Annotated in this window: 14 protein-coding genes and 1 pseudogene; 7 read left to right on the top strand and 8 right to left on the bottom strand. The window is 65.3% G+C overall.

Features of this window, described 5'->3' with window-relative positions; translation table 11 throughout:
* Positions 1-756 precede the first annotated feature (756 nt).
* From prsT to D105_RS0112700, 5 genes are all read right to left on the bottom strand, one after another.
* The gene (gene prsT / locus D105_RS0112680) at positions 757-3,528 is read right to left on the bottom strand and encodes an XrtA/PEP-CTERM system TPR-repeat protein PrsT (protein WP_018878636.1); all 2,772 of its coding nucleotides are present in this window, start codon (positions 3,526-3,528) and stop codon (positions 757-759) included.
* A gap of 83 nt (positions 3,529-3,611) precedes the next feature.
* Positions 3,612-4,949, bottom strand: coding sequence for a PEP-CTERM-box response regulator transcription factor (gene prsR, locus D105_RS0112685; protein WP_026280489.1), 1,338 nt, complete (start codon positions 4,947-4,949; stop codon positions 3,612-3,614).
* Between the two features lie 61 nt (positions 4,950-5,010).
* Positions 5,011-7,062 carry an XrtA/PEP-CTERM system histidine kinase PrsK gene (gene prsK, locus D105_RS0112690; RefSeq protein WP_018878638.1) on the bottom strand — a complete coding sequence of 684 codons (2,052 nt, stop codon included), beginning with the start codon at positions 7,060-7,062 and terminating at the stop codon, positions 5,011-5,013.
* Positions 7,063-7,069: 7 nt separating this feature from the next.
* The gene (locus D105_RS0112695) at positions 7,070-8,464 is read right to left on the bottom strand and encodes a TIGR03013 family XrtA/PEP-CTERM system glycosyltransferase (RefSeq protein WP_018878639.1); all 1,395 of its coding nucleotides are present in this window, start codon (positions 8,462-8,464) and stop codon (positions 7,070-7,072) included.
* Positions 8,465-8,622: 158 nt separating this feature from the next.
* Complete coding sequence (locus tag D105_RS0112700) at positions 8,623-9,258, bottom strand: XrtA/PEP-CTERM system exopolysaccharide export protein (RefSeq protein WP_018866590.1); 636 nt, start codon at positions 9,256-9,258, stop codon at positions 8,623-8,625.
* A gap of 252 nt (positions 9,259-9,510) precedes the next feature.
* Here D105_RS0112700 and D105_RS0112705 point away from each other — a divergent pair, with 252 nt between their 5' ends.
* Both D105_RS0112705 and galE read left to right on the top strand, forming a co-directional pair.
* The gene (locus D105_RS0112705; protein WP_018878640.1) at positions 9,511-10,287 is read left to right on the top strand and encodes a YdcF family protein; all 777 of its coding nucleotides are present in this window, start codon (positions 9,511-9,513) and stop codon (positions 10,285-10,287) included.
* Positions 10,288-10,329: 42 nt separating this feature from the next.
* The gene (gene galE / locus D105_RS0112710) at positions 10,330-11,310 is read left to right on the top strand and encodes a UDP-glucose 4-epimerase GalE (RefSeq protein WP_018878641.1); all 981 of its coding nucleotides are present in this window, start codon (positions 10,330-10,332) and stop codon (positions 11,308-11,310) included.
* A 20-nt stretch (positions 11,311-11,330) separates the two neighbouring features.
* Here the strand turns inward: galE and D105_RS0112715 are convergent, their stop codons facing one another.
* The gene (locus tag D105_RS0112715) at positions 11,331-14,531 is read right to left on the bottom strand and encodes a DUF3427 domain-containing protein (RefSeq protein WP_026280490.1); all 3,201 of its coding nucleotides are present in this window, start codon (positions 14,529-14,531) and stop codon (positions 11,331-11,333) included.
* Positions 14,528-14,941 carry a (deoxy)nucleoside triphosphate pyrophosphohydrolase gene (locus tag D105_RS0112720; protein WP_018878643.1) on the bottom strand — a complete coding sequence of 138 codons (414 nt, stop codon included), beginning with the start codon at positions 14,939-14,941 and terminating at the stop codon, positions 14,528-14,530. The genes D105_RS0112715 and D105_RS0112720 overlap by 4 nt, the downstream gene beginning before the upstream one ends.
* Before the next feature lie 495 nt (positions 14,942-15,436).
* On the opposite strand from D105_RS0112720, the gene D105_RS15125 reads away from it, so the two are divergent.
* The 5 genes from D105_RS15125 (at position 15,437) to D105_RS0112730 (ending at position 19,267) form a co-directional block, all read left to right on the top strand.
* Positions 15,437-16,162: a hypothetical protein gene (locus D105_RS15125; protein ID WP_155987710.1), complete on the top strand. Its 726-nt coding sequence runs from the start codon at positions 15,437-15,439 to the stop codon at positions 16,160-16,162.
* A 31-nt stretch (positions 16,163-16,193) separates the two neighbouring features.
* On the top strand, positions 16,194-16,637 hold the full coding sequence (locus tag D105_RS14895; RefSeq protein ID WP_155987711.1) for a hypothetical protein: 444 nt from the start codon (positions 16,194-16,196) through the stop codon (positions 16,635-16,637).
* Positions 16,634-17,557 carry a hypothetical protein gene (locus D105_RS15130; RefSeq protein ID WP_155987712.1) on the top strand — a complete coding sequence of 308 codons (924 nt, stop codon included), beginning with the start codon at positions 16,634-16,636 and terminating at the stop codon, positions 17,555-17,557. Before D105_RS14895 ends, D105_RS15130 begins: the two co-directional genes overlap by 4 nt.
* Positions 17,558-18,202: 645 nt before the next feature.
* Positions 18,203-18,448, top strand: a complete 246-nt coding sequence (locus D105_RS0112725) for a hypothetical protein (protein ID WP_018878644.1) — start codon at positions 18,203-18,205, stop codon at positions 18,446-18,448.
* Between the two features lie 399 nt (positions 18,449-18,847).
* Positions 18,848-19,267: an SRPBCC family protein gene (locus D105_RS0112730; RefSeq protein ID WP_018878645.1), complete on the top strand. Its 420-nt coding sequence runs from the start codon at positions 18,848-18,850 to the stop codon at positions 19,265-19,267.
* 3 nt (positions 19,268-19,270) lie between these two features.
* Here the strand turns inward: D105_RS0112730 and D105_RS14905 are convergent.
* Positions 19,271-19,363 (bottom strand): annotated as a pseudogene (locus D105_RS14905) (peptide deformylase); the annotation flags it as partial.
* Positions 19,364-19,386: the final 23 nt, after the last annotated feature.

The raw sequence follows: 19,386 nt of genomic DNA on the forward strand, positions 1-19,386 counted from the left end.
CCGTCAATACTGATCCACAACTCGGCCTTGCCGACATCGACCCCGATCCGATGCGTTGCCATCATCACACCTCCCGAGCTAGCTTGGAGTGGTCTGTCGGGGCCTCACCGAACGCTGGCTTGCCATCTATCGTCGGTCCCGAGCCGATCGATTCCTTATCGGCGTTTAAGGTGAGGGGTGGGACGAACTCTCCTACCGTCTGTGCCACAGGCCAGATGCCAGCTTCGTCCCTCCACCCCGACAGACCCTTTCTAGGCCTGCCACGGGTAAACATACAAGCCTGCTTGCAGGCGAAGCCCCTGCCAGAGCCGGACGCGGGCAGGAGCATTCGCCTGCAAGCAGTCTCCTACAGGGGGCGGATCAGGACATCCGGATTCCCGACCGCATCCCCGCCACACACACCGTCATCCCCGCCGCAGCGCGCCGGAGAGCCGGGATCTCCCACCCCGCCACCGGCGCCGGACCATCCCCCGGGTGATCCCGGATAACCGCTGCGCGGTCTCCAGGATGACGACAGAGGGGTGCGCGGTGGAAACATCCTTGTGGGAGCCTGCTTGCAGGCGAAGCTCCTGCCAGAGCCGGACGCGGGCAGGGGCATTCGCCTGCGAGCAGGCTCCTACAGGGGGCGGAACAGGGCATCCAGATTCCCGGCCTCATACCCCCACACACCGTCATCCCCGCCGTGCAGGCGTGCGGGCAGGCATGAAAAAAGGGGCTGCCTGTGGCAGCCCCTTCGAACGGCGGACCTCTTCGGGCTTACAGGCGGTCGAGCAAGGCCTCGGCGTCGGCCCGTTGCGGGAAGGCGTCGTGCGCGTCCAGCAGTTGCCGCAGGCGGTCGGCGGCGGCGTCGCGTGCACCCTGTTCGCTTTCCGCCCAGGCCAGGTGGTACTGGATGCCCGGATCCTCCGGAGCCAGCTCGTGCGCGCGACCCAGGATATCCGCGGCCTCGGCCGGCTCGCCCGCGTGGATCAGCACCACGGCCAGCGTGTCCAGCACCGGGGGCGCCTCCGGAGCGAGTTCGGCGGCCCGGCGGGCATGCCCGAGCGCCTCTTCGGTCTCGCGTTCACGCAGGGTCCAGGCCAGGTTGTTGAGGGCGATCACGTCGTCCGCATCCTGATCGACGATGCGGCGGTACGAGGCCACGGCGCCCGACTCGTCGCCCGCTGCCATCTGCTGCGCCGCATAGATGTGCCGGGTGGCCAGGTCCTGCGGGTGCTCGTCGAGCCAGTCTTCCAGCGTGGCCTGGCCGGCCTCGAACTCGCCGGATTCCCGTTGTGCGCGGGCCATTTCATGGACCCAGTCCCGGCGCTGGGCGCCCGGGTCCGCCAGCGCGGCCCGGTAATGCCGCACGGCGGCCGCGGGATCATCCCGCTGCAGGGCCGCACGTCCCAGCAGGGCCTGGACCTCGCTGCGATCCTCGAAGCGTTCTTCCAGCCGCTGCAGATGCGGCCGGGCGTCCTCCGTGCGCTCCTGGTTGACCAGCCCTCGAGCCAGCAGCACGCGGGCCCGGTAATGTTCCGGCTGGCGTTCCAGCAGCTCGCGCAGCGTGGCCTCGGTGGCGGCCTCGTCACCGGCCTGCGCATGCGCGCGGGCCAGGGCAAGCCGAAGGTTCACATTGTCCGGCGCCTGCCCGACGGCCGCCTCTAGACTGGCGACCGCGGCATCGGGACGATTAAGCGTCTGCTGGACATCGGCCAGCGCATACAGCAGGTCGGGATTGTCCGGATGATGTTCACTCGCGGCCTCGAGCGTCTCCAGTGCCTGCTCGGGGCGGCCGCCCTGGAGCTGGATCTGGGCCAGCGCGAGATGCGGTGGCAGCATCTCGGGCTGTGACTCGATCGCCACCCGAAACCAGCGGGCGGCGCCCTGCTGGTCCCCGTCCTGGAGACTCAGGTTGGCCAGGCGCTGCGCGGAGCGGGCATGCCCGGGGTGGCGATCCTGAATCGCTTCCAGGACCTCCCGTGCCGCGCCACGGTTGCCGGCCTGCAATTCCAGGCTGGCAAGGTTCATCGCCACGGAGATATCGTCCGGGTCACGTTCGACCCCTTCGCGGAACGCGGCGCGCGCCTCGTCGGTCCGGCCCAGTCCCATCAGGGCGGCGCCCTGGAGACTCAGCGGGCCGGCGGCCTCCGGCTGCAGCTCCTGCAGGCGCTGGGCGCGTTCCAGCGCCTCGTCATAGCGACCCGCCTGCAACAGGTAGAGCACCATGGTGGTATCGACCTGTTGCGCCGTAACCTCGCCGCCACCGGCGGCACGCATCACGTCCAGGCCTTCCTCGGTCTCGCCACCCCGGAGCAGCGCCACCGCCAGGAGTTCCTGCAGGCCCTGAGAGCCGGGGCTCGCGGCCACGGCATCGCGCAAGGCTTCGATCCCGGCTTCGGAGTCGCCGGCCACCAGCAGCAGGCGCCCGCGCAGCTCCGCCATGTCGGCGGGATCGCCGGTGTAGTCGCGGCTGACCCGGTCCACGAACCGCAGCGCATCCTCCACCCGATCCTGTTCCAGATAGATCGCCGTCAGGGTACGGATGCCCTGCAGCGATCCCGGGCTCTCCTGCACATGGCGGTTCAGGTTGTGCTCGGCCTGCTCCAGATTGCCCAGGCTGCGATGCGCCAGGCCAAGCCCCAGTAATGCGGGGCTGTAGGTGCGATTGCCGGCCACGGCCCGTTCGAAACTCGCGCGCGCGTCGCTGTAGCGTTCCTCCTGCATCAGGAGCATCCCGTCCAGGTAATGCACGCCGGGATGCGACGAGCCACCCTGCATCAGGCCGTCGACGTCCGCCCGCGCCCCTTCATAATCGCCGGCATTCAGGCGCACCATCGCGCGCGCCATGTAGTCACGTCCGGAAGCCGGGCGCACCTCGATGGCCCGGGTGAAGGCCTCTTCCGCGCCCTCGGGGTCGCCGGTAATACGGCGGTATTCACCCAGCAGGCTCCAGGCATGCGCCAGCTCGGGGTCCTGATCGAGCGCCTGCTCGAGGGAGGCCATCGCCCGCTCGGCATCACCCTCGGCCATCGCCAGATGAGCATGCGCCAGGGCCTGCAGCGGCGCCTGTTCGGCCGCATCGACCTGTGCCAGCTCGGCCTCCGCGGCGTCGCGCTCGCCCACGGCGGCAAAGGCGACCGCCCGCAGCGCGTGCAGCCGTGGCCGCTCCTCGGCGGCGAGATCCTCCGGCACCGACTGCGCCCGGATCCGCGCGAAGCGGTCGGTCGCGAACCACGCCTCGGCCAGCGGCAGCGCCACCTGCGCCTCCGGGATACCGAGCGACTGCGCCCGTTCCAGCTGGCGGCGGGCCTCCTCGGGGTTGTCCAGCTGCAGATACACCACGCCAAGGCTGCGGCGCGTGGCCGGGGCATCGGTGTTCAGTTGCAGGGCGTTGCGATACTCGATGCGGGCGCCCCGGTAGTCCCCCTGCTCCTGCAGGGCCTGGGCACGGTCGAGGTAGTCCTGTTCGCTGGCCGTCCCGATCTGGTCACAGCCCGCCAGGCCCACTCCGGTGGCCAGGATCACCGCCAGCGCCAGTGGCTTCAATCGCCCCCGCGGCATCCGGCTGGGACGGGACCGGGCGGGGCCGGGCGCTTGATTCGTGTATCGGGTAGTCACCATGGTGTGCCTCATCTGAGCCCGTACTTGTCGAGCAGGCCGTAGAGCGTTGGACGGGTAATGCCGAGGGTATCGGCCGCCTGGGCAATGTTGCCGTTGCAGCGGCCCATCGCCTTGATCACAGACTGATATTCGGCCCGGTCGCGGGCCTCGCGCAGACGCTCCGGCGGCGTTTCCTGGTCGTGGTCCTCGAGCCCGAGGTCGTCCGCGGTCACCAGATTGCCGTCGGCCATGATCACGGCGCGGCGGATCAGGTTTTCCATCTCGCGCACATTGCCGGGCCAGGGGTGGCCCTCGATCGCGCGCAGCGCGTCGGCGGTAAAGCCGCGGCGCGGCTTGCCCTGCTCGCGCGCGAAGCGTTCCAGCAGGGCGTGAGCCAGCAGGGTCGCGTCCCCCTGACGGGCGCGCACCGGCGGGATGTCGATACTGATCTCGCTGATGCGATAGAACAGGTCTTCGCGGAAGTCGCCCGCCCGGATCAGGGCCTGGAGGTCCTGGTTGGTGGCGCCGATGATGCGGACGTCCACCGGGATCTCGTTGCGCCCGCCCAGACGCTCGACCGTGCGCTCCTGCAGGAAGCGCAGCAGCTTGGCCTGCAGGCTCTGCGGGAGGTCGCCGATCTCGTCGAGGAACAGCGTGCCCTTGTCAGCATGCTCGATCTTGCCGATGGTCTGGCGGGTCGCACCGGTGAAGGCGCCCTTCTCGTAACCGAACAGCTCGCTCTCCAGGAGGTTCTCCGGGATCGCGGCGCAGTTGATCGCGACGAAGCGCTCCTTCGCGCGGTTGCTGAGGTCGTGGACGGCGCGCGCCAGGACCTCCTTGCCGGTCCCGCTGTCGCCCAGCAGCAGGACGGTCGCGTCGGAGGGCGCCACGCGCTCCACCATGCGGCAGACCTGCAGCATTTGCGGATCCGAGGTGATGATCCCGGACAGCGAAGAGGTGCTGCCGCGGGCCAGCCGGCGGTTCTCCTCCTCGAGTTCGTACAGCCGCGCGGCGCGGTCCACGATCAGGCGCAGGAGCTCGGCGTCCACGGGCTTGATGTAAAAGTCGTAGGCCCCGAGGGCGACGGCCTTCAGCGCGTTCTCGCGATCGTCATTGCCGGTGACCACGACCACCTTGACCCCGGGGTTGAACGCCAGGATCTCTTCCAGCAGCGCGAGGCCCTCGGTGGCGTTGGCCGGGTCGGGGGGCAGGCCGAGGTCCAGGGTCACGAGTTCGGGCTCGTAGCGGCGTATGTGCGCCATCGCGCTGGCGCGATCCTGGGCCTGCAGGATCTCGTAGCCGTCCAGGCACCAGCGCAACTGGCTTTGCAGACCGGCGTCATCCTCGACAATCAGCAGCTTGAGCATCGACTCCATTACTTTGCACCCGGCCCCGGGAGGACGTGATGGTGAACGGCACGAAGACGCCTCATGTGCCGTACCGTGGCAGACGCAGCGTGAAGGCGGTCCCCTCGCCAACGTGGCTGGATACATCGATCCGCCCACCCATCCGGACCACCAGGTCCCGGGCCTCGTACAGGCCAATGCCCATGCCGGCGTTTCCCTTGGTGGTCTGGAAGGGGCGGAAGAGCCGCCGCCGGACGAAGTCCTCGTCCATGCCCGCCCCGTTGTCCTCGATTTCGATGATGGCCCATTGATCTCGGGTTTTCAGGGTCATGGTTATATCGCCGTTATCCGGCGTGGCCTCCTGTGCATTCCGCACCAGGTGCAGCAGCACATTCCGCAGTGCGTCGCGGTTTCCGAGAACTCCGGCGCTGTCCTCCACCGTGACCCGGGGCACCGGCCGGACCTCGCGGCTATCGTGCGCAACCTCCTCCAGCAGGGCGTCCACCTCGATCGCCTGGCGCGGGCTGTCGGCCCCCGGCTGGGCCTTGCGCAACTGGGCCAGGGTGCGCTCCAGGCGCTCGCGGGCATTGCCCACGGTGCGGAAGGCATCCGCCACGAACTCGGGATTGTCGCGGTGGCGCTCGGCGTTGGCGCTGATCAGGGACAACTGGGCCGAGACGTTCTTGAGGTCGTGGACCAGGAACGCCGCCAGCCGGTGGAAGGTCTCGAACTGGCGCGCCTCCAGCAGCGCCTCGTCGGTCTGTACCAGCGCCACGTACACCGCGAGCTGGCGGCCCGCGGTCTTCAGCAGATCGCGCTCCTCCCAGTCGATGCGATGCCGCGCCCGCGGCTGGGCCAGCACGACAAAGCCCTCCAGGCCATCGCTTTTCAGCAACGGCACCACGGCCCAGTGGCGCGGGTTGTCCACCAGCCAGGCCGGGAGCTCCAGTCCGTGATAGAACGCCGGATCGCGGCGGAACTCGTCGATGTCGATGACCCAGCCGGTGCGCATCAGAAACACCACCAGGGAATCGTCCGGTTCCAGCGCCGGGTACGCCGGCTCGCCCAGGTTCAGCACGCCGTCGAGGGCAAAACGGCCGTCGTCGCGATGGACCCAGAGCAGGCCACCGGGGCTCTCGACCAGCTCGCCGATGGCCTGGATCGCCCGCTGCCGGAACGGGGTCTCGTCGTCGGTCTGCGCGAGGGTCCCGGTAAAGCGCAGCCATTCCTGGCGGTAGTCGTAGCGATAGTTGAAGAAGTGCTTGGCCAGCCATACCCGCAGCTGGGCGCGGACGCTGCCGGAGAAGAGCACCACCGCCAGCAGCAGTACCGCCCCGAACAGTAGGGTCACCTGCAGCAGGGCGCCCAGGTCCCCCCCGTGGTGGCGCAGGTAGTAGCCCGCGCCGCCCACCGCCAGCAGGTACAGCCCGGCCCCGATCAACGATGCGGTATGGAACAGCAGGTGGCGCGAAACCGTGGGCCCCTCGCGCTGCGGCAGGCGCCGGCTCACCGAAATTGCCAGTAGCGGGACCACCAGCGCATTCACGAACCCGCGGGCCTGCCAGGACGGGCTGTCGATGGTCTGGAACAGCACCAGGTCCGCGAACAGGAACAGGTCGAAGGCGAACAGGCCGCCCAGACCCAGGCACAGGAACTTGATCTCCCAGCGATTCTGCGGCGGCGTATTGCGGTAGACCTGCTCCACCAGCACCAGCCCGGCGATCGCCATCAGCAATGTGGCCAGCCCCGGCCAGATCGCGCCCAGCAGCTGCGGCCACAGCATCGGCACCAGGATGAACAGCAGAAAGACCGCGACGCCACTGGCCCACCAGCGCAGGGCGCGCGGATCGACCCCGGGGCGGCTGCCACTGCCGGCGAGCAACGCCAGCAGCAGGGCGAACCAGCCGGCATTGCGCGCCACCTCCATCACGCCGCCGGAGATCGCCGCGCTGGTCCCGTACTGCCAGGCGAGAAACCCGAGGTAACCGGCCCATCCCACCGACAGCAACGCGGCCAGGACCACCCACAGGCCCGAGGGCCGGTTGCGCCAGCGCACCAGCGTCACCACCGCCAGCACCAGGAACGCCAGTGCCGCTGTCAGGTAGCCGATCGCGGCCAGGGGAACACTGGTCATTACGGGATCAGCGCGCGCCGCGGCCGAACAGGACGACCTTGACCGTCTCGATCAGGATCAGGACATCCAGGAACAGGGTGTGATTCTTCACGTAGTACAGGTCGTACTGCAGCTTCTGCCGCGCGTCCTCGACCGAGGCCCCGTAGGGGTAGCGCACCTGCGCCCAGCCGGTAATGCCGGGGCGGATCGAGTGGCGCGCCGGGAAATAGGGGATCTGCTCGGTCAGTTGCTCGACGAACACGGGCCGCTCCGGGCGCGGCCCGACGAACGACATGCTGCCCTGGAACACGTTGATCACCTGCGGCAGCTCGTCGATACGCAGCTTGCGGATAATGCGCCCCACGCGGGTCACGCGGTCGTCGTCGCGCACCGCCCAGCGCGCCACGCCATCGACTTCGGCGTCTTCGCGCATGCTGCGGAACTTGCAGACCTCGAATGGCACATTCCCCAGCCCCACGCGCGTCTGCCAGTAGAACACCGGGCCGCGGCTTTCCAGCTTGATGGCCAGGGCGGTGACCAGCATCACCGGCAGGGTGGCCAGCAGCAGCGTCGAACTGGCCAGCACGTCGAAGGTCCGCTTGATGGCGTTGCGGGACCAGTGCTGGCGGAACCCCTCGCCGAAGATCAGCCAGCTGGCGTTCAGCGAGTCCAGTTGCACCCGCTGCTGTTCACGCTCGAAGAAACTGGACACATCGGTGACAGCCACCCCGTTCAGCTTGCACTCGAGCAGCTGCCGGACGGGCAGGTTGCCCCGTCGGTCGCGGATGGCGACCACGATCTCGTGGGCCCGAAACTCGCGCGCCATCTCCAGCAGACTCGCATCGCAGCCCAGCTGTAACTGGCGCGCCGGATCCTGCGGGCAGCCCTTCTCGCCCTCGGTGGCGATGTAGCCCAGCACCCGGAACGGCAGGTCGTCCGGGGCCTTGTCCGCGTGGACCGTCTCGATCGCGCGGGCCCGGCTGCCGGTACCCAGCACCAGGATGCGGCGCTTGAAGGCGTCGGCGTCGGAGAAATTGCACCAGAGGGTGCGCTCGGCAACCAGCCCGGTCAGCAACAGCAGCACGCCGCCGCCGACCGCCGTTGGCGAAAAGAGCGCCGCCGGCACCAGGGCCCCATACAGGAGCAGCAGCCCGCCCACGAACAGCAGCGCCGGCACCAGGCGCAACAGGGAGCGCAGCGTGCTGCGGGTGGCCAGATAGTCCGACTCGTACAGGCCCGCCAGGGTGAGCACCAGCAGGACGACCAGCGTCGCCGCCACCAGCTCCGGGTCCAGCAGGCTGAGGGCCTCCGGCTGAAAGGGTGGCAGGCTCAGCACCAGGTACAGGCACAGATACGCCACCAGCAGTTCCGCGGTCGCGAGCATCAGCACGCGGCGGCGTATGTAGTGGCCGAAGATGCGCACGACTAGCCCTCTCGCCGAGGCGCTTGCGCAGCGGGGTTGTGCGTCCTTGTCAGGGGGTCCATGTCTACCGTCCCCGATCCCGCAGCGTGGCGGCGACGATTCCCCGGCGGCGCCTCAGCGCCGCGCGCCCGGAACCCGCCCGTCGCGCCCCGGGCTCGTCAGAAGCGTCGTTCCGGAATGATCAGCGTGTCGCCGGGCAGCATGTCCACGTTGGCCGAGATGTCGCCGCCATTCACCAGGTCGTCCAGGCGCACCCGGTACTGCTTGCGCTCGCCGTCCTCGTTGCGCACGATCACCGCGCGATTGCCGGCCGCGAAGTCGGTGATACCGCCCACCGCGATCATCACGTCCATCACGCTCATCTCCTCGCGGTACTGCAGCGCCTGCGGCTCCGCAGCCTGCCCGATCACCCGGATCTGGCGGCTGTAGGGCCCGGCGAAGCCGGTCACCATCACCGTGACGATCGGATCGCGCAGGAACCGGGAGAGCTCCTCCTCCATCGCCCGCGCCAGTTCGGTGGGCGTCTGGCCGCTGGCCTGGACATCCTCGACCAGCGGGGTGGTGATCTGCCCGTCCGGGCGTACGGATACGCCGGTGGAGAGATCCGGATTGCCACGCACAGACACCTGCAGGGAGTCGCCGGGACCGATGATGTACTGCTCGATCACCGTGCGCTCGATGGAGGTCGGGGCATCCGGAAAATCGGTCGTGGCGCAGCCACCCAGGATCAGGGCCGGCAGCAGGAAGGCGAACCCGAACTTCGGCCCGACCTTTGAAGCATGGATCAGGGACATCGCGACTCCCCCTTGGACATTTCTGGCGGTTGTTTGGAGGCTTCACCCGACCGGGAACCGGGCCCGCACCGCACCCCGAAGGCCGCGATACCTGGCTACGCTTACCGGGAATACCGGATTCCACAAGCAACTTGATGTTAGGCCCCGGTTGTGAACAGAGTCCACGTAAGGCCTTCATTCCCGGCGGCTCCTGACTAACGTTCGCGTTACGGCGCCGCCGGGCCGTCCTGCTACCGCCAACAAGGATGCCCCGTGGATTTTCTGTCGCTGCGTTTTCTGGCCGACTGGCTGCTGCTCCCGCCCAGCGGGCCACTGCTGCTGGCCCTGGCGGGCCTGCTGCTGATGCGCACCCTCGCGGGCAAGGCGCTGCTGATCACCGGGCTCCTGCTGACCTACGCCTTCAGCCTCCCGCCCGTCAGCCACGCCCTGATGGCCCCGTTGCAGGCGCCGTGGTCACCCCCGGACGCGGCGGCGCTGGAACGCGCCGAGGCGATCGTCGTGCTCGGCGCCGGCTACCGCAGCGGCGCCGTCGAGTTCTCCGGCGAGACGGTGAACGACCTGGCCCTGGTGCGCCTGCGCTATGCCGCGGCCCTGCACCGGCGCACCGGCCTGCCGGTGGTCGCCACCGGCGGCGGCCCGGACGATCGGGAACCGGAGGCCCGCTGGATGGCCGAGGTGCTGGAGGAGTTCGGGGTATCGCCGGTGTGGCAGGAACCTCAGGCGCGCGACACGCAGGGCAATGCCCACCACTCGGCCGCGCTGCTGCAGGAACACGGCCTGCAACGCGTGCTGCTGGTCACCCATGCCCACCACCTGCCGCGCGCCACGGCCGCGTTCGAACGCGCCGGGCTGGAGCCCATCCCGGCGCCAACCGGGGCGTTCGTCGCGCATGACACGCGGCTGTCGTTAGGCGCCTTCAAACCCCAGGCTAACGCCATGCGCACGAGCTGGCTCGCCATGCACGAGTACCTCGGTATTCTGTGGTATCGCTGGCAATACGGCCGTCACCCGGCACCACCCGACCCCTGACGCGCCCCGCCAGCCCCAACCCACAGCGACCGGGGGCGATGGATGAAACTGCTGGTAACGGGCGGGGCCGGCTATATCGGCAGCCATGTCCTGCAGCACCTGCGCAGGGCGGGGCACACGGTCACCGTGTACGACAACCTCAGTACCGGCCACGCCTGGGCCGTGGGGGATGCCGAGCTGGTGGTCGGCGACCTGGCCGATACCGAAGGCCTGCGCGACACCCTAGAACGCGGGTTCGACGGCGTGCTCCACTTCGCCGCGCATATCGTCGTGCCCGAATCGGTCGCCGATCCGCTCAAGTACTACGGCAACAACACCCGCAACACCCTCAATCTGCTGCAGGCCTGTGCGGATACCGGCGTGCGCCATTTCGTGTTTTCCTCCACCGCCGCGGTCTACGGCATCCCCGACACCGTCTCGGTTGCGGAAGACGCACCGCTGCAGCCGATCAACCCCTACGGCGCCTCCAAGATGATGTCCGAGCGCATGCTGATGGACCTGGGCGCCGCCTCGGACCTGCGCTACGTCAGCCTGCGCTACTTCAACGTGGCCGGCGCCGCTCCCGACGGCCACCTGGGCCAGGCCACGCCCGACGCCACCCACCTGATCAAGGTCGCCTGCCAGGCCGCCACCGGCCAGCGCGACGGCATCACCGTATTCGGCACCGACTACGACACCCGCGACGGCACCTGCGAACGCGACTACATCCACGTGGAAGACCTGGCCGCCGCCCACGTCCGCGCCCTGGAACACCTCGACGGCGGCGGCGACTCTCAGGTGCTCAACTGCGGCTACGGTCACGCCTACAGCGTGCTCGAGGTGATCGACGCCGTGAAACGCGCCAGCGGCGTGGACTTCCCCGTCACCCTCGGCCCGCGCCGCGAAGGCGACCCGCCCGCCCTGATGGCCGACGCCCGCCGTATCCGCAAGACCCTCGCCTGGGAACCCCGCTACGCCGACCTCGACCAGATCGTCCGCCACGCCCTCGCCTGGGAACAGAAGACCGCGCTACAGACCGCCTGATCCGCGTTTCCCTAGCCGCGTTACAGGACGGTACGGCGGGCGAGGTGCAGGAGCCGCGCGGGCATCTCGTACTCCAGCTCCCAGATGATGCTCATCGGCTTGCTGCCCTCGTGGTGCTGGTAACGCACCAGGCCGCAGAAGGTGAATGGTTCGCTGAGGCCCGTCGCATCACGCTTGGCCCGCCGAATGAACAGCATGGGGGTGTAGCCACGCGCCTCGTGGTGGATGTAACGCTGCCCGGTCTCCGAGGTGGGTGAGGTGCCGGACTGTGACTGCCAGTGGAACCGTCGCTCGTTGAGGGCGTAGTCCTCGTACATGGTGGTGGGCGAGAACTCCTGTTCGGATTTCTCCAGGGTCACGAACAACGCATCGACCCGTCGCTCCGGTACGTGCCGCACACCCTCCTGCTGGGTGATCGGCTTCTCCAGGCTGCCAAGTCCCAGCGCCAGCAGGATCTGCTCGCGGGTGTAAGACGCGTGCAGTTCCAGCGGCCCCGTCTGCTCCGGGAAGGTGATGCCGCTGGCGGGGACGATACGCTCGTGTCGCCAGGCGGCGACTTCCTGGAGATCCCGGTACAGAGGGCGCTGTTCGCGGACGAAGGCATCCACGGTGGTTAGGTCCCCGTCCCCCGGCCGCGTCTTGCCCCATAGGGTGCTGTGGACGAGGGCCAGCCGGAGCCGATCTTCTTCGGCAAGCTGCTCCACGTTCGCGGCCGGCTGCGCCAGGTGGGTCTGCAGGGTTTCCAGCAACTGGTAATCGTCACACCGCGCCAAGCGCTGCAGCCCGCGTTTGAGGCCACTGGCATAGGGCGCTAGCGCTTCGGTCGATTCGCCTCCGCATTCCGCGCGCAGCCGGGAGGGCAGGTCCTTGCGCAGCAGGTCTTCCGCATCATCCATATGCAGGCAGTCGAGCATCTTGGGCAGGCTGGCGGAGTCGATGTCCTCCCGGAAACAGTCCTTCAGCTCGCGCACGATCTGCGGTCGCTGGCGGTTGATCTGCGCACGGATGTTGTCGAGAACGTGCTGGGTGGCCAAGCGGTCGAGGTGGATCAGGCAGCCGCTGGGTAACCAGGGGAAGCCTTCCTGAATCTGGTGATCCACCCGCTTCTCCGGCCGCGCGCTCAGGGCCCGGAACCGCGCGGCATAACGAAAACGCCGGTGCTGCGGTGCGACGAAATCGAGCACGGTCAGGTGCGGCTTACCTTCGTGCAAGCGCAGGCCGCGGCCCATCTGCTGTAGGTAGACCGTCAGGCTCTCGGTCGGGCGCAGCAGCAAAACGGTGTCCACCTCCGGCAGGTCGACGCCTTCGTTGTAGAGGTCCACCGTAAAGATGAAGCGGATGCGCCCCTCGCGCAGGTCGCGCTGCACCGACTGCCGCTCGTGATCCGAGCTCTCGCCAGTCAGCACCGCGCTGGGCACCTGCTTGGCCGAGAAATGCTCGGCCATGAATCGGGCATGGTCGCAGCTGATGCAGAAACCCAAGCCCCTGACCGAGCTGAGATCCGTCGCGTGCTCATGCGCCTGCCGCAGCACCCAATCGGCTCGCGCCCGGTTGCCGGTGAACACCCCTTCCAGTTCGTCGGCGTCATAGCCGCCACGCTGCCAGCTCACTCGGCTCAGATCCACGGACTCATGGTCGGCCACGCCGAAGTAATGGAACGGCACCAGCAGGCGCCGCTCGATCGCATCCGGCAGGCGGATCTCGTGGGTGTAACGCTGGCCGAAGTGCTGGCGGATGTCGTCGGCATCCGTGCGCTCCGGGGTCGCCGTCAGGCCCAGCAGGCACTTGGGCCGCACATGGTCCAGGATGCGCTGGTAGCTCCCGGCGCTACTGTGGTGCGCCTCATCCAGTACCACGTAGTCGAAATGTGCCGGGTCGAGGCGATCGAGCTCCCGCGCATTCCAGCTCTGCACCGTGCAGAACAGGTGACGGTCCTGGGTCGGACGCGCCCCGCCCACCAGCACATCGCCAAACTCGTGGTCCTGCAACACTTGCCGAAAGCTGGCCATCGCTTGCCGCAGGATCTCTTCACGGTGGGCAATGAACAGCAGCGAAGGACGCCCCTTATCCGCCTGCTCGCGCGCAAAGCGGCGGTAGTCGAACGCGGCGATCATGGTCTTGCCGGTCCCGGTGGCCGCGATCACCAGATGGCGGGCGATCCCCGAACGGCGCTCGCGCTGGATGTCCTCCAGGATCTCCTGCTGGAAGGCATACGGCCGCAGGTCGAAGAACGCGGTGGCGTCTTTCTGCGCCCCGGGCCCCGAGCTGGATTCCGACTCCAGTGCCTGTTGCAGGCGGGGTAGGTCGTCCGTGGTGAGCGGTTCGAACTCCGCCGGGTCTGCCCAATGCGCCTCGAACGACGTCTGTATCTGGCGCCACATATGCGGCAGCTCGTATTCACTGACCTTGGCCGTCCACTCCAGGCCCTCATCCATCGCCACCCGCGAGACATTCGCCGAGCCAATGTAGGCACTGCCAAACCCCGTGTTCCGATGGAACAGGTAGGCCTTGGCGTGCAGGCGCGTGCGGTGCGTGTCGTACGAAACGCGTATCTCGGTGTTCGGCAGGCCCAGCAGAAACTCGATCGCCTTCAGATCCGTGGCCCCAAGGTACGAGGTCGTCGCGATCCGCAGCCTGGGCGAGCCATCGGTCGTCGGGGTCTCGGTAAAGCGCTTCAGCGTCTCGCGCAGGGCGCGAATCCCGCTCCACTTGATGAACGACACCAGCCAGTCGGCCCGCTCCGCACTGGCCAGCTCCTTCTCGATCTGCGTGAGCAGACTCGGTGTGCGATCCGAACCGGTGAGCAGGCTGGACAGCGCCAGCGGAACATCCGGGCGCGGTGTCTCCTGCTGCCCCACCTGATCGGCGGCCGGGGAACGCACCTCCAGCAACTGCCGAAACGGCGGCTGCGGCAGGTCCTCCTCAATCCCGGATAGCGGATGCCCCGCCGCCGCCAGCGCATCCGCCAGCCCCTGCACGGCCCGCGTCCAGTCGTCGTGTCCCTTTTCCCGCAGCTCACCCGCGCGCTCCGCGAGCCGCTGGGCCAGCTCAGCGACCAGGCTCAACGCCAGATCGTCGCCCTCCAAGCCCGGGCTCCAACGGGCGTGTCCCTCCAGCCCCAGGGCCTCCAGCGCTTGCCGTACCCGCGGCGTATCCAACCGCTCATGCAGACCGACCCATTGGCCACTGGACAGGGATTTGGCAGCGCTATCTCGGCTCATTCGGAACGTGCAGCAATAAAGGCTTCGAGCAACGGGATGTCCGCAGGCGCGAGATCGAGCCCGCGCGCCTCCGGCGGCGACACCCAGCACCACCGATCGTGCACGGTCAGCACCGGGCTTTCGTCATCCGTCCACGCGCGCAGCGCCACCAACTCAAGGCCCCCATTACCCGGAATCGGCGTGCGCCCGATCTCTTCGCCCACCCGGAGCTCCAACGCCAGCTCTTCACGAAATTCGCGGCACAACGCAGCTTCCATGCTCTCGCCCGGCTCCGCCTTGCCACCGGGGAATTCCCAATACCGCGCCAGCGCCTGATCGGCCCCACGACGCGCCAGAAAGATCCGCCCCTGTGCATCCACCAGAATGCCGCAGACCACCACCGCCTGATTCGCTTCCTTGAGCGTTTCCAACACCGGCTCCCGCTTCGCCTCTGGCCGGATCGTACCAGGGAACGCCGCCACAGCTCCCACCGGAAGCTCGTTTCTCGGGCCACGCGTGGTGTCTCCGGCCGTCCCGCGACACTGCGATAACGGTGATATACAGATTCTGTATGGCACCGCGCTCTGTCACGCTCGAGCCGCCGCTTTTCACGCCTCGCCCCGAATCAGTCCACCCGCAAGCCTTTAAGGTCGGCCCCTGCGTCTCCCCTATCTTGGGCTAGTGATGCGCTGTAAGTCTTTGAACAAGAGCCGAAACGTGCTCGCCCCAGCGCCGGCGGCGCCCTGCCCCTCGACGCGAAGGCTACTACCATGATAAAAGCAAGGTTTCCCCATGGCGGCGTGCCACCGAGAGTTGAACGCCGGGATGATATGCAGAATCTGTATATCACCAATATGACAGAATCTGTCTAGTCTACTGTTATACGATGTAGGCATTATTGCTGATAATCTTGGATGGAGTCACATGTGTTCTTGAAGGACTGGGCTGAAATTTGGCAGATCTATAGGAGCTGTGGGGCAGGAAGTATTGCTCGGGCAGTTTATGCACCTAACAAGCTGATATCTTATTGGTATCTGTGGGCTGCGACATTGCTCTATCTTCTTGTGTCCCTTCCGGCCGCATTTGGGTCTGGCGCGTGGTTTTGGTTTGGGGTCACAGGAATGGGGTTCGCATTCGTTTTTCTATTTATAGCAGTGGAGTGGGCGCTTCAACGGGAGTTTTCGTCTGAATACGATGCCCATGCCATATCACGTCATCCTTTCGGAAAGCGAAGGCTCTATCTCCGATATGCCTTATTCCTAAATAGGCTCCGCGAGAGGTATAAGGCTAATCAAGAAATAAGAACAATTCTGGAGTTCGCAGATATAGCAGATAAGCCAGAGCCGCCATTTAGATTGACGGAACACCCGATTGTGCTTCCTTTTATAACAATATTGACGGTCCTGATTGCAGATTATATTCGACAAACTGAAGCATGGCAGGATGGTGGCGGCCTGGCTTACATTTTTTTAATGGCGATGGGGTTATTCTTTTTGCTGACATTGTTGGATATGGTACGAGGGCTCAAGCATAAGCATTCTGAAATCAAGCGGTTCCTTGAGTGGGCTGCTTTTGACTTGAGCGGAAATCGTACGACAACAGCTTCAACGCGGACCGATTTTTTATCTGACGCTGAAAAATCGTCCGGTTAGGCTGGTCGTTAACTAAAAATGAGAGTCTGACATGGAAGAAGAACCGCTGTTAGAGCCCGGGCTCCACGACTTTGAGCTAGGTGAAATCGGAAATCATTTTCTCGAAGACTTTGCCGATTCGACGACAAGGCCAGCTCTGATAGCTAATCTTGAGGCATACGCAAAGCTGTTTTTGGACTTGGGTGCTTCTGTCGAGTTGTGGCTTGATGGCTCCTTCACGACTAAGAAAGTGGACCCGAACGATATAGACCTGGTTGTATTTTCATCTGAAGCGGAAGTTAATGCGTTACCGCCCAGGGAACAGAGCTTGTTAAAAGCTCTGTTGGATCACGCAACAATCAAAAAGAGATTCGGCCTTGATGTTTATTTTTGTGTTGCCGAAAACCAACAAATGCGCAGTTACTGGCGTGGCTGGTTTGGTTTTGACAGAAACGAGGAGCCAAAGGGTATCGCGCGTATAATGGTGGCAACATGAGTGAAAAAATTAGCCGAAAAAATAACGAAGCGAAGAGACTTCTTGATGAAGCCAACCGAAAGGCACGAGAAGGGAGTTTCGCCTACGAGCTGACGGCCGCTTCACTTGAAAATCATATTGACGAGTTGGAAAAGATCGAGCTCACGTCAAAGGTGAGCCCAGCGTTTGAAATGTTGGATTTCCGAATAAGCGCTCCGAACCTAAGAACTGGTAGTGCCCCTCTAGAATTCGTATCGAAGTTGACTGAAGAGGTTCGAAAAACTCTCGGCTACGCGGCGCTCCGCTTGATGCAAGGCGGTATAAATCGAAAAAGAGTTCCACGGGATCTATATGCGGATTTAGATCTAAGACTTGAAGGGCTTTTACCAGGGTCTTCGAGGTTTATAATTTCAGCAGCAGCTGAAAGAGATTTATTAGACGATGGCTTAAGTAAACGAGCTATCGAGCGTGTATTTTCCGTTCTTGATTCAGAGGGGAGAGGTGCGGAATTTCTTGATTCAGTTAACGATTTAGGGCCATTGGGTGCTAAGAGTTTGCGTAATTTCCTGAAAGTTATTCGATCTCATGACGCCGAAGCTGAGTTTACGTGGACATTCGCGGGAGAGAAAGTTCGATATTGGCAGGGAAGTAAAAAAGTTCTCGATTCAGTAGCCTCTGCGCTGGAAGTTACTGAGGTAATAGAAGAAGAAAAGGTTCTTCTTGCCGGAAAAGTGGAGCTTCTAAGTAAGCGTGAACGCATAGATTTAAGGTCATATGAAGGGAGCCTTATAAAGATTCTTTATCCTAAACGCTTGCTTCCGAGTGTTAGTGAACTGCACCTTGAGCAGGAAGTCTCCCTTTATTGTCAGGTTACTGAAACTGAAAACCCGTTAACAAATGAATCTTCCATTTTTTACGAACTTCTAGAAATCAGAAGTTAACAAGTGCGTCAACGGGACCGGTTTTCCGCTGGCGCTCCAAACCGGACCGCGGGGGTCAGGCCGTGCCTTTAGCCCTGCGATAGGCGTCCCTGAAGCATTCCACCATGCCGTTGATCAGCGGCCGCACAGCCCCTTCCCCAACGCCTCCGGGGTCACCTTTGACCGCCTCGAGAACGGGGTTTAGCGTCTAAGGGAAGGGGCAGGAAACGGCCCGGCGAAAGCCGTTGCAATCTCGCGGAATCGCGAAGGAGGCTGACCATGCGGAGTCAGTGCCCACGGGGGTCATGTGCCCACGGGGGTCAAACCTTGCCTTTTGCCCTGCGGTGTCCCTCCCCGAAGCAATCCACCATGCCGTTGCTGAAATACGGCATAGCCCCTCCCCCATCCGCTTCCGGGGTCACCTTTGACCGCCTCGGGAACGGGGTCTAGCGCAGCCACCGGGGTCAGACCTTGCGTTTTGCCCTTCGGTGTCCCTCCCCGAAACAATCCACATGCCGTTGATGAAATACGGCGTAGCCCCTTCCCCATCGCTTCCGGGGTCACCTTTGACCGCCTCGGGAACGGGGTCTAGCGTCAAAGAACAGGGGCGGAGAACGGCCCGACAGAATCCGATGCAACCTCGCGGAATCGCTAAGGAGGCACACCATGCGCAGCGTAGACAACTTGCCGGTGCTCGACTGGCAGGATGGCAAGAACGCCATGCGGGCGAAGTTCCAGGTGATGCACGAGGAGCCGGTGGTGCTGAAGATGCCGGCCGGCATGGACTGGTCGGTAAACGAGGGCGAATTCGGCTGCACGCTGGACGACAACGGCATGCCGCGTGACTGCGAGGGCGGCAGTCTTCTGCATCGTCTGGCGGAGATCAATGAGATGCCCGGAGGGAAACACTGACCCATGTACACACTCGCGTTGGTACCCCAGGTTTTCCGAGGCAAGGCGCGGCGTGCAGCGGGTAGTGGTTCTACCCGCAAGCGGTGCAACGCAGGATCGGGGAACCTGGGGTGCCAACCCCGAAGGGGCTCGGCCGCTTTTGTGTGCGCACGGCGTTGCGGCTCCCTTGTGCAGAATGACTGCACGGCAGTCACCGCGCCTTGTTCGCACGCAAAAGCGACTCGAGCGCGAGCGTGTACATGGGTCAGTGTTTCCCTTTAGGACATCGCGAAGGCCTGTGCCTACTCCAGCTCGCGCGTGGATATCGACGCCTCGGGCTCCCGCATCATCGTGCACGACTGATCGGGCCTGGGCCTCCGGGCCTGCCGGCGGCGACCCTGCAATGTGGAGCGGTGGGCGATGTCGGTGATCCACCACGAGATGGAGATCGACGCCGCTCCGGAGGCGGTGTTCGAGTTGATGGCCCGGGTAGAGGCGTTCGCCGCCTACAGCGAGGCCATCGAGTCCATCACCTGCGTCGGGCCCGAGCGCTACCGCTGGTGTGTGCGGGTGGCCGGGGTTCCGCTAACCTTCGACGTGGAAGTGCTGGTCGCCGTCCCGCCGCGCCTGCTCGGCTGGCGCGCGCTGGCCGGGTTGTCCTGCGAGGGCTGCTACCGGCTGACGCCGAGCGCGCGCGGTACGCATCTGGAACTGGCCGTGCGCTGCGGCGACGAGAATCCCCTGACCGATGGCCTGCTCGGCCTGGCGGCCCACCCGCTGCTGGATGCGCTGGGGGCGGAGGTGGTGCGCAACGCATGGCCGCGCCTCCACGGGGCGTGATCCCTACGCCTGCGCGTGGAACTCGCGGTATTCATCGAGGAAGGCGAGGCGGGTAGTTTCGGTGACGCGATCGATGAACAGGGTACCGTCGAGGTGGCCCGAGGCAGCAGGCTCGCGCC

Origin of the sequence: Thioalkalivibrio sp. ALE28 (assembly GCF_000377425.1) — a bacterium.
GTDB lineage: Bacteria > Pseudomonadota > Gammaproteobacteria > Ectothiorhodospirales > Ectothiorhodospiraceae > Thioalkalivibrio.